Here is a 13954-nt window from a genome sequence, read left to right on the forward strand (position 1 = left end):
TAGATAACAATACTTATAAGACAAAATGTCCATGAAAAACAAACATATATTTATAGCCATAGTGTGCTTGTTTTACAGCACTTTACTCTGTAAATCCCAAGCTCCGGCAGGATATGATCTGGTGTGGCAGGAAGAATTTAATGAGGCCCCCAATTCCAATGGCTCTTTGCCTCTTCCGGGAGATAAATGGTGGTTTGAAACCGGAGGCAATGGTTGGGGAAACAACGAGTTACAGTATTATACTGATCGTGTGGCAGGTACTGACACGGTGGCTAAAATTCAAGGAGGTAATTTAATTATTACTGCATTGAAACGCCCGAAACCGTATTATGGAATGGACTATGTATCGGCACGAATGAATACAACCGAATCTTGGAAATATGGATATTTCGAAGCAAGGATAAAAGTTGCAGCAGGCAGAGGTACATGGTCGGCATTCTGGATGATGCCTAAAAATTTTACAGCATGGCCGCTTGATGGAGAAATAGATATAATGGAATATGTAGGCTATCGTCCTAATGTAACACAGACTTCAATTCATACAGATCTGTACAATCATAAAATAGGCACGGAGAAAACAGCTACAAAAGATATTCAAAAAGCAGAAACCGAATTTCATGTTTACGGACTGGAATGGACAGAGGATCAGATTATAGGATATGTTGACGGTGTTGCATATTTTACATTCAAGAACGATCATCTGGGAGACAAAAGAACATGGCCTTTTAATGCACCTTTCTATCTGAAGTTAAATTTGGCGATAGGTGGTGACTGGGGTGGGCTTCAGGGTGTTGCAGAAGATATATTCCCCTCGAGATACGAAATCGATTATGTAAGGGTGTACCAAAACAAAGCGACAGCTTCTGTCGAAAAGGAAGAGATTAATAATATACCTTTTACTTTTAATAAAGAGAGTAAATCTCTTTCACTTAATGTGAAAAATGGGGAGGTAACCAGCCTCCATATAACCGATATACAAGGCCGGCTGTGTAAAACAAAATCAATAGAAGATGATTATACAAGCATAGATTGTTCTGACCTACCTCGAAACAGCGTATATATACTAACCTTGAAGGGTAACAGAACTCAGGAGAATTATAAGTTTATTAATTAAGGTTTATTATTTACATTATTAATATAGAACGGATGAAGATCAAATTATTAAGTATATTATACTTATTAAACCTGTTTATAGGATATTCACAGCAAAAGAATTACGATAAAGAGATCGAGCAATTGTTATCAAAGATGACTCTTGAAGAGAAAATTGGTCAGATGAATCAGTTAAACTTCAATGGAATGAGTGATAATCTTGTTCAGCAAATCAAAAAAGGAGAAGTAGGATCTCTACTCAATATAATTACCCCTAAGGAAGTAAACGAATTACAAAAGGTCGCCTTGGAGAATAGTCGTTTGGGTATTCCTTTGATTATCGGACGTGATGTAATTCATGGTTTCAAGACTGTATTCCCTATACCCTTAGGTCAGGCAGCGTCATTTGATCCTCAAACGGTGGAGAACGGAGCCCATGTGTCGGCAGCCGAGGCTCGCGAATTGGGTGTTAACTGGACATTCGCTCCTATGTTAGATATTTCTCGTGATGCACGTTGGGGACGTATTGCAGAAAGTTTGGGTGAAGATCCATATTTGGCAGGTCAATTGGGTGCAGCTATGGTGAAAGGCTTTCAAGGAAAGAACCTATCTGATCCTACATCAATTGCAGCTTGCGTAAAGCACTTTATAGGTTACGGAGCAGCAGAAGGAGGTCGTGACTATAACAGTACAAATATACCTCCTCATTTGTTACACAATGTATACTTGGTTCCATTTAAGAAAGCTATTGATGCAGGTGCAGCAACATTAATGACCTCTTTTAACGATAATGACGGTATACCGGCTTCAGGAAACGAATATTTACTGAAAGACGTACTTCGTAAAGATTGGAAATTCGATGGGTTTGTAGTTTCGGATTGGGCTTCAATGACTGAAATGCTTGCTCACGGATTTGCAAAAGATGCCAAAGAAGTAGCAAAAATATCGGCAAACGCAGGTCTTGATATGGAGATGGTAAGTGGAGCGTATTCGCAACATTTGAAAGCATTGGTTGAATCGGGCGAAGTTTCTATTGCCGATGTTGATAATTCGGTACGTAATATATTGAGAGTTAAATTCCGCATGGGATTATTCGATAATCCGTATGTAGATACTAACAAAGCGTCTATATTATATTCAACGGAACATCTTCAGGCAGCAAAAGACGCAGCTATTAAATCTGCAATTCTGTTGAAAAATGATAATGTACTGCCATTAAAAGAAAATATAAAGATAGCAGTTATAGGACCATTAGCTGATGCTCCTCACGATCAGATGGGTACTTGGGTATTCGATGGTGACAAAAATCATACAATTACACCCCTTAAAGCATTACAGACTACTTATAGCAATATAAACTATATATACGAACCTGCATTATCATTTAGTCGTGATAAAAATACAGCAAACTTTGAAAAAGCGAGACAAGCAGCAGCTTCGGCTGATGTTGCCATAGTATTTTTAGGTGAAGAAGCTATTCTATCGGGAGAAGCTCACTCTTTATCGAATATTAATTTGATAGGAGTGCAATCAGACCTGTTGAAAGCTGTAAAAAGTGTTGGTAAACCTGTTGTTTTAGTTATCATGGCAGGTCGCCCATTGACTATCGAACGCGATTTGCCTTATGCAGACGCAGTTCTTTATAACTTCCATCCCGGAACAATGGGGGGACCTGCTATCTTGGATTTGTTGTTCGGGAAAGCCAATCCAAGCGGAAAACTTCCGGCTACATTTGTTAGAGAAGTAGGTCAGATACCAATGTATTATAATCATTTCAACACAGGACGTCCAGCCCCCGAAAATGTAATGGCTTTAGATGAGATACCTAGAGAAGCAGGGCAAACATCATTGGGAAATACATCCTTCTATCTTGATTCGGGCAAAGATCCATTGTTTCCATTCGGATACGGTTTATCATATAGCACGTTTGATTACTCTAACCTTGTCTTATCCGCATCATCTATCCCGATGGGGGGAGAACTTACAGCAAAGGTTACAGTTAAGAATACGAGTAATGTAGATGGAACTGAGGTGGTACAACTTTATACAAGAGATTTAGTTGGCTCAATCGTTCGTCCTGTAAAAGAGTTGAAAGGTTTCCAAAGAGTAGACCTGAAAGCAGGAGAATCTAAAACGGTAGAATTTAAATTGACAACAGACGATCTGGCTTTCTATGGTAAAGATCTTGTGAAAAAAGCAGAAGCCGGAGATTTCGATTTATGGATAAGTTCAAGTAGTAAAGAGGGTTTGAAAGCTAAATTCTCGATTCAATAAGAACTGAAAAATATTATTACAGCATTTCGGTGGAGATGTCTTATAATTTATTAAAAGTGAATCATAGATGAGAACTGCGGTACTCACCTTTTTGTGCAAATTTTATAGCTGATATTTTTAATCATGGATTCCGAGTTATTACTGTTAATTTTCAAGAGAGTAATTGAAGTGGTTCTCATCTAATGGTTCACAGACGGAATAAACAGGTAAGGATAAACTAAAGAACGGTCTAAGCTAGAATTAAAGATATGGCTTAGACCGTTCTTATTTAATGACTAACAGGTCTTATGACTTCAAAATAATGTTTTATGAAAAAATTATTGTATTTAATTTTACCTCTGGTATTATTTAGTTGTTCACCAAAAGAAGTCCGGAAAACGGATGCTTCGAAGTTTATTCGTGTAGAAGGTCCTGATCTGATAAAGTCAAATGGCGAAAAAATACTCATACAAGGAACCAATCTCGGTAATTGGCTCAATCCCGAAGGATATATGTTTCATTTTCAAGATGTAAGTTCTTATCGGTTGATAAATGAAGCGTTCTGCGAAATGGTAGGTCCCGACTTTACAGCTTGGTTCTGGCAAGAGTTTAAAAAGAACTACATTACTCAGGAGGATATAAAGTATATCAAACAAACAGGTATGAACTCTCTTCGTATTCCGTTTCATTACAAAATGTTTACGGACGAAGATTATATGGGGCTTACTGCCAATAAGAATGGCTTCGAGATGATAGACCAAGTAGTGGAGTGGTGTCGCCAAGAAAATTTATATGTGATTCTTGATATGCATGATGCTCCAGGTGGACAGACCGGCGATAATATCGACGATAGTTATGGATACCCTTGGTTGATGGATAGCGAACCAAGTAAAGTGCAGTTCTGTGAAATATGGAAAAAAGTGGCTCAACATTATGCTAATGACACAATCATATTAGGTTATGATTTGTTGAATGAGCCGATTGCCCATTATTTCCTGGAGGAATATGCACACTTGAATGATTCGCTTGAACCTCTTTATAAAAGATGCGTGGACTCTATCCGTACCGTAGATCCCAATCATATAGTATTGTTGGGTGGTGCACAATGGAATGGTAATTTTAATGTATTTAAAGACTCTAAATTTGATGATAAACTGATGTATACCTGTCATCGTTATTGGTGTGATACATTGCAAACCAATATTCAGGATTTTGTAAATTTCAGAGACAGTGTCAATCTGCCTATTTATATGGGAGAAACAGGTGAAAATACAAATGAATGGATTGCTGCTTGGACTCGTCTAATGGAACGCAACAATATAGGTTGGCATTACTGGCCTTATAAAAAGATGGATTCCGAAAGAGGTATGGTTTCTATAAAAGCTCCTGAAAACTGGAACCTGATTATAGACTATACCACTAAAGATAGAAGTAATTTTACAAAAATACGTGCCGTAAGACCCGATCAGGCACTTGTGAAAAAAGCAATGATTGACCTTCTCGAAAATATGAAGTTCGCAAATTGTAATATCAATAAAGGATATATTTTAGCACTAGGCATGAAACCTTAAAGGTTCAGTGAAAATATTTTAAGGGGGATTCGTACATGGCGAATCCCCCCTTTTTTGATATAAATTGAACAATAAATAAGCGATCTCAAAAATAAATGAGATTTAACATAGGGTTTTTATTTCCTGACCGATCATATTAGTACAAGCAGGTATTAATGCAATATGGTTAAATATAACTATCAGTTGTAATTATACCAGCTAAAGTAATAAATAGGTCTGCGACCTTAGTACAAGCAGATTATTATATCAACAATTAAATAATACCAATATGAAAACGACAAGTAAACAAATAGCAGGATTTCTGATTATCCTCTTTTTAGCTTTGAGTGTTTCCTCTGTATCGGCACAAAATGAATCTCATTATACATCGGTAAGTGGGGTGGTAAAGGATAAGAAATCGAAGAAGAAACTCGAGTATGTGAATGTCTCTATTCCGGGAACAGGCATAGGAACAATAACAAACGAAGACGGCGAATTTCTGATTAAGATAAATGATTCTATTAATGCTAAGGAATTGGAAATATCGCATCTCGGATATTTTAATTATAAACTTCCGATTGATAAGCAAGCTACTCAAAGAGCAGAAATATTATTGACTGCCAATGTCAATTTATTAGATGAGGTTATAGTAGAATCTATTGATCCTCTCGAATTGGTGAGGAGAGCGATTGATCGGATTGGAAATAATTATTGTCCTGAGACTAATCTGATGACCGGATTTTATCGCGAAACGATTAAAAAAGGACGTAACTATATCAATATTTCGGAGGCTGTGATTGATATCTATAAAACTTCTTACGATAAAGGTATTGCGGATGACGACCGTATACAAATAGAAAAAGGACGTAAGCTGTTGAGTCAAAAATCAGGAGATACACTTGCTGTGAAACTGATAGGTGGTCCTAATCTTTCGGTCTATCTTGATATAGCTAAAAACAAGGACCTTTTACTTGATAAGGAAACATTGGCAAATTACAAATTTAAGATGGAAGAATCGGTTATGATAGACGAACGCCCACATTTTGTAGTAAGCTTTGTTCCTCAGGTCAATCTACCTTATGCACTGTATTATGGTAAATTATATATAGATAAACAAAGTATAGCTTTTACACGTGCAGAGTTCAGTCTGAGTATGGACGACCGCAACAAGGCAACTCAGGCTATTTTGAAAAAGAAACCGTTTAATTTACACTTCAAGCCCGAAGAAGTTTCGTTTATGGTAACTTATAAACTGCGTGACGGTGTCAGCTATCTGAATTATATAAGAAGTGAATTCCGATTTAAATGTGACTGGAAACGGAAGTTGTTCTCTACCAATTACAGCATTGTTTCCGAGATGGTAGTTACTAGCGGAAAAGTAGGTAAGGTAGATAATATTCCATCGAAACTAGCATTCAAACAAAGTCAGTCATTATCTGATAATGTGAGCAGTTTTAGAGATACCAATTTTTGGGAGGACTATAATATTATTGAACCTTCGGAATCTTTAGAATCAGCAGTAACCAAATTGAAAAAACAGCATTGAGAATAAATACAAAGAGATATTTATTACTATATTCACCTTCTCCGATTCTTTCTCTAAAAGAATATCAATGAAAGAAAGATAAGGAAAGCTGAAAAGAAGCAGGTTAGCGGCCTGATGTTTGAAACAATCTGTTACCTACTGCCTTTATGTTAAACGATTTTTTTGTAGTTAGAAAGATAAAAGAGGGAGATATAAAAGTTTTTGAGCAAGTGTTCAGACGCTATTATTCTCCCCTTTGTCTCTATGCTGCCGGAATAACAGGAAGGACAGATATTGCAGAAGAAATTATACAGGATTTGTTTTATGTGTTATGGCGTGATAGGGAAAGCCTTCAGATATTTACATCTCTAAATGGATATTTGTATGGAGCTGTCCGTAATCGCTCACTTCAATATTGCGAACATCGGGGTGTTCGGGACCGTCACAAGGATAAAACATTCTCAGAAAGTGTAGAGATTTCAGATTCTACCCCCGAAGAGCAGTTGGAGTACAAAGAATTGGAAGAGCTAATAAATAAAACTCTTGGAAAAATGCCCGAAAGACGGCTTCGTATATTTAGGATGCAGCGTTTTGAAGGGAAAAAATACGCTGAAATAGCGACCATACTCTCTATATCAATTAAAACAGTGGAGGCTGAAATGACAAAAGCACTCCAATCGTTACGTAAGGAAATAGAGAATTATACTCAGATATTATGACTCAGATAGAAAAAAAGAAAACAAATACTGATCAGGCTTGGAATTTGCTTTACAGCCGTTTGGAGCAAGACGGATTGCTGCCTGAAACAGGAGGAGGCAAAAGAACCTTTATACGTTCTGCAACGTTTAAATGGGTAGCAAGTATAGCAGTACTTTTAGTGAGTATGGCTGTTGCTTCTATTGTTATCAACAACAATTTGAAAGAGCAGCAATTACTTTCATTGCATAATGAAAAGGATGAAGCTACGCTTGTGACAACTTTAGAAGATGGGTCAATAGTATATTTGGCAGATCAGACTTCATTACATTATCCGAAGCATTTCGAAAAGAAGAAACGGGAGGTATTTCTTGAAGGAAATGCATTCTTTGATATAAAGGGAAACAGAGAGCGTCCGTTTGTTATAGAAACAGATCAGATTCAGGTAGAAGTATTAGGGACAGCTTTTAATGTAAAAGGAAAAGATGCAGATAATTTTTCTTTGTCCGTAGATCGTGGAGAAGTAAAAGCAACTTTGAAAAAAACCGGACAAAGTATCTATATAAAAGCAGGAGAAACAGGATTGCTTCAGTCCAGTCAATTACAAACTGTTGTAACAAAAGATCTGGATCAGTTTCAAAGGTATACCCGGCAGATACAGTTTAAAGATGAGCGTTTGGCGGATGTCGTTCGCGTAATCAACAAGCATGCAGAGGGTGTACAACTGGAGGTTGATCCTGATATTGAAGGCAGATTGCTTACTGTAACTTTTTCTAATGATTCTCCATATTCGATGGCTCAGCTTATATGTATGGCTCTAAATCTAGAGTATGTGCAACAACAAAATAAAATACGTATTTCGGAACTAAAATAAACCGTAAGTATGAAAAGGACGGCTCAATACCTTTTTCATTATGTCATTACTTTGTTGTTGCTGTTTTCTATGGTTGCAACAGCTCTTGGTAATGATGGCGATGTTTTGAACCGTAAAATTGAGTTAAGCAAAAATAAGGGAACAGTATATCAGCTATTAAAAGAAGTTTCCGATAAATCGGGCTATCTGTTTATATACGATAGTCAGATTATAAATAATGATAAAACAGTAAAAGTCCCCCAAAAAGAATATACATTGCGGGATGCAATTTATGCTATAACAGGTAATAAAAATCTTAATATACGAATTGTAGGTAATCATATTCTATTAAATCTACAACAAGAAGAAAATATTGTTATCAACCCGGTTATAAAGCTAAAACCAGAAGCGAAAGACAGTATTATACAGTATATCACCTTAGGAGGTACTTTGGTAGATGGTATTAGTAGTGATCCTGTTCCTTATGCTGCCGTGGGGATTCTGAATTCAACGATAGGTACAATAACAAATCAGAATGGAGACTTTAGACTCATATTACCCGATTCGCTGAGGGATTCTAAAATAAAATTTTCACATATCGGCTACCAATCCCAGGAAGTTGAGCTTTCTTTTCTCACCGAGCAACAAATTGTGTTTACTCTCACCCCGAAGGTTGTTCCATTGCAGGAAGTGGTTATACGTATTGTAAATCCGGTAGACGTGTTGCGTAATATGTGGCTTAAACGGAGTGAGAACTATTCTTCGACTCCTGTTCATATCACTGCATTTTATAGAGAAGGTATAGAACACAAGAATAAGAATGTAAGTCTTACCGAGGCTGTTCTTGATATATATAAGACCGGTTACCAGAGCGGAGAGACCGGCGATCAGGTGAAACTCTTAAAGATGAGGCGAATTATAGATAAGCAAAGTCCCGATACTCTGATTACTAAAATGAAGTCGGGTATAAACTCAAGTTTGTTACTCGATTTAATAAAGAGCGATACCCCCGGTTTTCTTAATCCTATAAATAACGGTCAGTACATTTACAGGCATACCGATATAACAGTGCTCGATAATAGACGGGTAAATGTACTTTCATTTGAGCCAAGACCCGGAGCAGAACCCTTATATAAAGGAGAATTATACATAGACGCCGAAACTTATGCTTTGGTTCAGGCCAATTTCGAGATTCTTCCCGATTATGTAAAGAACGCTACGGATATGTTTATCGTTCGTAAAAGTCGTGATATAAATATTACTCCTCAGAATGTTACCTATGTAGTGTCTTACAAATCGTTAGATGGTATTTATTACCTGAGTCATGTGCGTGGCGATTTACATTTCAGAGTAAGAAAGAAGAATCGGATTTTCAGTACACCCCTGCATATGTGGTTCGAATTGGTGAACTGCGAAACCGATACATCGGATAATTCACGTTTTGCTCGAAACGAAAGGTTGGCTACTCAAAATATATTCTCCGATACTTCTTTTGAATACGATCCCAATTTCTGGGGGCATTTCAATGTGATTATGCAAGAAGATAAATTGAAGGAATCGGTTTTGCAGATTCTGAAAAATAACAAATAGGCAATTTCCGAGGTCTTATTCTGCTATAAGTTCAACCCTGTTGTTATCTACATCGAGTACAACGCTTTCGAAATAGCCGTCTCCGCTTGTTCTCGGTTCACCCACTATCTGATAACCGTCGGATCTTAAGCGTTCGGTCAATTCCAATACCTGATCTTTAGTACCTACCGTAAAAGCGAAATGGCATAAACCGAGAGATTCAACTTCCACTTTGTTGGTTATATCTTTACGTCTCATAATTTCGAGAGTTGTATCTCCTTCAAAAGTGATGAAATACGATTCAAACCCTTTTGTCGGGTTTACGTATTTAGTATTCGAAATACCTCCGAAATAGGTAGTATAAAACTCTCTCATCTCTTCCAGATTCTCTGTCCAGACGGCTATGTGTCCAATTCTCATATCAGATTATTTTTTTGATGTTATTTTTTCATTGCTTCGGCTCTCAATTGTTGAGGCATCTTTTCTATGGCATAGCGTAAGGCAGTTCGGGGCATGATGGCTTTCTTTGATAGTACGTAATCGAATACTTCCTTTTGATGTGCTTCGCTTGCTGCTTTAAGCATCCACCCGTAACCTTTCTGTACCAGATCGTCTTTATCAAGAAGCAATATGTCTGCAATTTCGAATATCTCTTTCAGGAATAATCCCTTTCGGGCAGGAATAATCAGTGTTACTGCGGCGGCACGTTTTACCCATCGATTATCCGATTTTGTCCATTCTTTTAGTTTAGCAATATATTGAGGATACATTTCTATAAATGTCCCTATGGAGTGGTTGCATAAGGTATCGCACGAAGCCCAATTGTTGACATAATTATTTACCCATCCCTCAAAGATGTCGAAGTCTTTAGTTTCGTAATTCGAATGAATGAAATACGACCAGTTACAGGCAATGAATGATTCTTCGAGATACCCCGATTTCCACAATTCGCTGCATAATCCAAGAATGTATTCTTTCGGTTTATGTTGAATGGTTGCGAAGGATTCTTTTCCTATTTTATTGACAAGAGGCACTTTTACACCATAAAATTCGATCTTTTCTTTGAAGAAGTTCTGTCCGTTCTTTAGTGTTTTCTCGTCAATACTATCTTGTAGAGCCTGACGAATTTCAGATAATATGTTTTCCATCCCTTTTGCTTTATATCCTAAAGGTAGGACTAAATTATGTAATAGGCAAAACGAAAGAAGGAACTATCTCTATAAGATAATTCCTTTTTGCATTTATTTGTAACTCTTTATATCTTAGTACTCCGCAGGCAATGCCTCTAATTCTACTTTAGAGAATACAGGGCCGTCTTTGCATACATATTGACTGCCGACATTGCAGCGTCCACATTTACCGACTCCGCATTTCATACGGTTCTCCAGAGTGGTGTAGATATTCTCGTCCGTAAAACCTAACTTCTCTAATACGGGAAAAGTAAACTTAATCATAATCGGAGGGCCACAAACAATGGCTACTGTGTTTTTAGGCGAAGGATTCATTTTCTCCAATACCGAAGGCACAAAACCAACTTCGCCTTTCCAGTCGGGAGTTTCACCACCGGGATCGACAGTGGTAACCAAGCGTACATCGGGTCTTTCTTCCCATTCCTTTAGTTCGTGTTTGTAAACCAGATCGGCTACCGATTTAGCACCATAAAGAATACTTACGTCTCCGAAATTTTCACGTGTATCCAGAGCGTTCCATATTACACAACGCATAGGAGGTAAGGCAATACCGCCGGCAATAAACAGAAGATTTTTACCTTTCCATTCATCCATCGGGAATGTATTACCAAAAGGGCCTCTGAATCCCATGGTCTGCCCTTCTTCCAATTTAGCTAAAGCTGATGTCACCTTGCCTGTTTCACGAAAAGTGCATTCTATATATCCTTTTCGGGTAGGAGAGGAGGCTATACAAAAAGTACTCTCTCCTTCACCAAAAGCTGAGTATTCACCAAATTGTCCTGCTTTAAACTCAAAATTATTGCCTGCTTCTTCGTCTTTAAATTTCAAGCGGAAAGTTTTTACTCCGGGAGCTTCCTGAGTAATTTTTTCAACGATCATTAAATGAGGAAGATATATATTTGAATTATCCATAAGATTCTGTGATTTTAGAGTATTTATAGTGCTGCTATCTCGGTCAAATGTTCTGCAATATTCATATCCACAGGACAAGCCCGTGAGCATCTGCCGCAACCCGTGCATCCTCTTACCGAAATACGTTCGGGCATATAGGAGAATTTATGTAACAGGCGTTGTCTCCATCGTTGGCTTTGCATCTCTCTCGGATTGTGTCCCGAAGTGTGCATCGTGAACAGTGAAAAACCGCACGCGTCCCAACAGCGTAATCTGTTACCCGAACTTCCATGAGCATCTTCCTGAATGTCAAAGCACGCACAAGTAGGGCACACATAAGCACACGCTCCACATCCTAAACAACGTTCGGACTGTTGTTTCCAAACAGGGCTTTCGAACATATTGGAAATCTTCTTATTCAACTCCTCTAAACTGAATTGAACGGGTACTTGTGCCAAATACTCTTCCTTATTTACATTCGGGTCAGCTTCGAAAAAGCTGCTGTGTTTATCCACCAGACTTTTGCCTTTTTCTGTAATAATTTCCGCCAGATAACCGTCTTTGATGGGTGTTAGCAGAATATCGCTTCCTGTGGTATTTCCCGGACTGCCGTTAACCGATGTACAGAAACAAAACTCATCGCACTGAGTGCAGCTAACGGCAATCAGAGTAGTACGTTTCATTCTCTCATTGAAAGGCAAATCAGGGGTGTCCCAATTGAAAATTCCCGATAAGGGTTTGAAGCCTGCCGCATCGCAGGGATGAATCCCGAAAACAACAGTTTCGGGAATAGTAGTTGTGTCAAAATTTTGAAGTGTTACATCTCCATTTTTTTTTGTGTATGAAAATAACTTCTCGGTACGGGGAAACGCAACCGCTTTAGCCGATTGCGTGGTTTGTATATGATCCATAGAAATTTCTTCCACAGATGTTATATGTTTATAGTCTGTTTTATTCCCCTTTGCAACAGGAGCATAAATCTGATTTCCTTCATTGTTCAATTGAGTGAGCCAATTCATTAACGAATTGTGGCTTATATATTTTCTCTCCATAGCTTATAGTATAAAAGATTCTTTATCCTCTGGTTTGAATGTAGACAATACATTGCCTTTGTCATTCGGATCACCGAAATTGGCTTTTACCGTTTCCGACATTTTGTGTGTTAGCAGATGGATCGGAATACCGATCGGACACGCTGTACCACACGAACCGCAATCAGAACAACGTCCTGCCATATGCATCACACGATTGATCTGCCATTCCATATTCCCCAAAGTACTAGCCCACGGTTGAATCCATTGAGGGCGATTCACTTCCACTATACACTTGGTGCAATAACACATCGGACAAGCAGCACGGCAAGCATAGCACTTGAAACATTTAGATAATTCATCCGACCAAAACGCCCAACGCTCGGCAGATGACATTGCGTCTATTTGTTTGATCAATTCGTCATCTTCTACTTTGGGAGGTGGAGGAGTATCTTTCAGGTATTGTTTTATTTCTTCTAATGAATTGAGAGTTCGAATTTGTCCATCACTTGATAATCCAAATACTTTCAGGTTTTCTTCTTTCAGTTGATTTTCAACAAAAAGTTGAGCAATACTCTTTAAGGCGTAATAAGATGCGGATATACCTACTTTTTTACCCTTAACCAGATCTTTTCGGGTTAAATAAACCGCCAGATTTCCGGTACATTTATCGTTGAATACGAGTTTTTGAGTTTCATCTGCATTATTGGCAAAAAGAGGTCTAGGGTTTCGAGTGCCTTCTTCGTATCCGATAAAAATATCGATTTCCCCTTTGTCGAACATTTCTTTGGCTTTGTTTCTCAATTCATCCATTGTTTACCTCCATTTCTTTGGCTAATTCGGCTTCGTTATCGGCTAAGAAATCCGCTGCTTTGCGGTATTCGGTGTATGGTCCAAGTTCACGGATAGATGCAACTGTTTCGTTTACAATATCCGCCCATTTTGCACCTTCGGCAGCCGATACCCACGAAAACTGAATCCTGCGAATATCTATTCCCATAAAGTCGAGCAGACTTCTGAAAAGCATCCAACGGCGGCGGGCATGAAAATTACCCGAAGTGTAATGGCAGTCATTCGGATGGCATCCCGATACAATCACCCCATCCGAGCCATTGGCAAAGGCTTTGAGCAGCAGCATAAAGTCTATCCGTCCCGTACATGGAAATCGAACGATTTTTACATTCGAGGCATATTTTATACGGCTTGTACCTGTCAGGTCTGCTCCGGCGTACGTACACCAGTTACAGACAAAGGCTAATATTTTAGGTTCAAATTCGTTATTCATATTGTTTATTTTTTTAAAG

13 protein-coding genes are annotated in these 13954 nt (G+C 38.2%); 7 read left to right on the plus strand and 6 right to left on the minus strand.

Annotation, left to right across the window (positions count from 1 at the left end; genetic code table 11):
- Positions 1-31: 31 nt before the first annotated feature.
- From CLV62_RS07680 to CLV62_RS07710, 7 genes are all read left to right on the plus strand, one after another.
- Positions 32-1114: a family 16 glycosylhydrolase gene (locus tag CLV62_RS07680; protein ID WP_170120033.1), complete on the plus strand. Its 1083-nt coding sequence runs from the start codon at positions 32-34 to the stop codon at positions 1112-1114.
- 32 nt (positions 1115-1146) lie between these two features.
- Complete coding sequence (gene bglX / locus CLV62_RS07685) at positions 1147-3366, plus strand: beta-glucosidase BglX (protein WP_110310202.1); 2220 nt, start codon at positions 1147-1149, stop codon at positions 3364-3366.
- Between the two features lie 308 nt (positions 3367-3674).
- Positions 3675-4916, plus strand: coding sequence for a glycoside hydrolase family 5 protein (locus CLV62_RS07690; RefSeq protein WP_110310203.1), 1242 nt, complete (start codon positions 3675-3677; stop codon positions 4914-4916).
- Between the two features lie 268 nt (positions 4917-5184).
- Entirely contained in the window at positions 5185-6441 is a 1257-nt protein-coding gene (locus CLV62_RS07695; protein ID WP_110310204.1) for a carboxypeptidase-like regulatory domain-containing protein, read from the plus strand.
- A gap of 146 nt (positions 6442-6587) precedes the next feature.
- Positions 6588-7139, plus strand: coding sequence for an RNA polymerase sigma-70 factor (locus tag CLV62_RS07700; protein WP_110310205.1), 552 nt, complete (start codon positions 6588-6590; stop codon positions 7137-7139).
- The gene (locus CLV62_RS07705; RefSeq protein ID WP_110310206.1) at positions 7136-7990 is read left to right on the plus strand and encodes a FecR family protein; all 855 of its coding nucleotides are present in this window, start codon (positions 7136-7138) and stop codon (positions 7988-7990) included. Before CLV62_RS07700 ends, CLV62_RS07705 begins: the two co-directional genes overlap by 4 nt.
- Before the next feature lie 9 nt (positions 7991-7999).
- Positions 8000-9559 carry a carboxypeptidase-like regulatory domain-containing protein gene (locus CLV62_RS07710; protein WP_110310207.1) on the plus strand — a complete coding sequence of 520 codons (1560 nt, stop codon included), beginning with the start codon at positions 8000-8002 and terminating at the stop codon, positions 9557-9559.
- Between the two features lie 15 nt (positions 9560-9574).
- Here CLV62_RS07710 and CLV62_RS07715 read toward each other — a convergent pair whose 3' ends face one another.
- From CLV62_RS07715 to CLV62_RS07740, 6 genes are all read right to left on the minus strand, one after another.
- Positions 9575-9958 (minus strand): VOC family protein, encoded by a 384-nt coding sequence (locus CLV62_RS07715; protein WP_110310208.1) that lies wholly within the window; start codon positions 9956-9958, stop codon positions 9575-9577.
- Between the two features lie 20 nt (positions 9959-9978).
- Positions 9979-10686: a DNA alkylation repair protein gene (locus tag CLV62_RS07720; protein ID WP_110310209.1), complete on the minus strand. Its 708-nt coding sequence runs from the start codon at positions 10684-10686 to the stop codon at positions 9979-9981.
- Between the two features lie 114 nt (positions 10687-10800).
- Positions 10801-11640 (minus strand): FAD/NAD(P)-binding protein, encoded by an 840-nt coding sequence (locus tag CLV62_RS07725; RefSeq protein WP_110310210.1) that lies wholly within the window; start codon positions 11638-11640, stop codon positions 10801-10803.
- Between the two features lie 23 nt (positions 11641-11663).
- A complete protein-coding gene (locus CLV62_RS07730) occupies positions 11664-12671 on the minus strand; it encodes a 4Fe-4S dicluster domain-containing protein (protein WP_110310211.1) in 1008 nt (335 codons plus the stop codon).
- A 3-nt stretch (positions 12672-12674) separates the two neighbouring features.
- Positions 12675-13463 (minus strand): 4Fe-4S dicluster domain-containing protein, encoded by a 789-nt coding sequence (locus CLV62_RS07735; protein WP_110310212.1) that lies wholly within the window; start codon positions 13461-13463, stop codon positions 12675-12677.
- The gene (locus CLV62_RS07740) at positions 13456-13935 is read right to left on the minus strand and encodes a hydrogenase iron-sulfur subunit (RefSeq protein WP_185144252.1); all 480 of its coding nucleotides are present in this window, start codon (positions 13933-13935) and stop codon (positions 13456-13458) included. Before CLV62_RS07740 ends, CLV62_RS07735 begins: the two co-directional genes overlap by 8 nt.
- Between the last annotated feature and the right edge of the window lie 19 nt (positions 13936-13954).

The sequence above is a fragment of the Indolivaga alginatilytica genome (assembly GCF_003201355.1).
In the GTDB taxonomy this organism is placed as follows: domain Bacteria; phylum Bacteroidota; class Bacteroidia; order Bacteroidales; family Dysgonomonadaceae; genus Dysgonomonas_A; species Dysgonomonas_A alginatilytica.

Bases quoted from the DNA above. Each gene is read 5' to 3' on its own strand.
- CLV62_RS07725 (WP_110310210.1), bottom strand. From the start codon at position 11,640: ATGGATAATTCAAATATATATCTTCCTCATTTAATGATCGTTGAAAAA.
- CLV62_RS07705 (WP_110310206.1), top strand. From the start codon at position 7,136: ATGACTCAGATAGAAAAAAAGAAAACAAATACTGATCAGGCTTGGAAT.
- CLV62_RS07695 (WP_110310204.1), top strand. From the start codon at position 5,185: ATGAAAACGACAAGTAAACAAATAGCAGGATTTCTGATTATCCTCTTT.
- CLV62_RS07735 (WP_110310212.1), bottom strand. From the start codon at position 13,463: ATGGATGAATTGAGAAACAAAGCCAAAGAAATGTTCGACAAAGGGGAA.
- CLV62_RS07740 (WP_185144252.1), bottom strand. From the start codon at position 13,935: ATGAATAACGAATTTGAACCTAAAATATTAGCCTTTGTCTGTAACTGG.
- CLV62_RS07715 (WP_110310208.1), bottom strand. From the start codon at position 9,958: ATGAGAATTGGACACATAGCCGTCTGGACAGAGAATCTGGAAGAGATG.
- CLV62_RS07730 (WP_110310211.1), bottom strand. From the start codon at position 12,671: ATGGAGAGAAAATATATAAGCCACAATTCGTTAATGAATTGGCTCACT.
- CLV62_RS07720 (WP_110310209.1), bottom strand. From the start codon at position 10,686: ATGGAAAACATATTATCTGAAATTCGTCAGGCTCTACAAGATAGTATT.
- CLV62_RS07700 (WP_110310205.1), top strand. From the start codon at position 6,588: ATGTTAAACGATTTTTTTGTAGTTAGAAAGATAAAAGAGGGAGATATA.
- CLV62_RS07710 (WP_110310207.1), top strand. From the start codon at position 8,000: ATGAAAAGGACGGCTCAATACCTTTTTCATTATGTCATTACTTTGTTG.
- CLV62_RS07680 (WP_170120033.1), top strand. From the start codon at position 32: ATGAAAAACAAACATATATTTATAGCCATAGTGTGCTTGTTTTACAGC.
- bglX (WP_110310202.1), top strand. From the start codon at position 1,147: ATGAAGATCAAATTATTAAGTATATTATACTTATTAAACCTGTTTATA.
- CLV62_RS07690 (WP_110310203.1), top strand. From the start codon at position 3,675: ATGAAAAAATTATTGTATTTAATTTTACCTCTGGTATTATTTAGTTGT.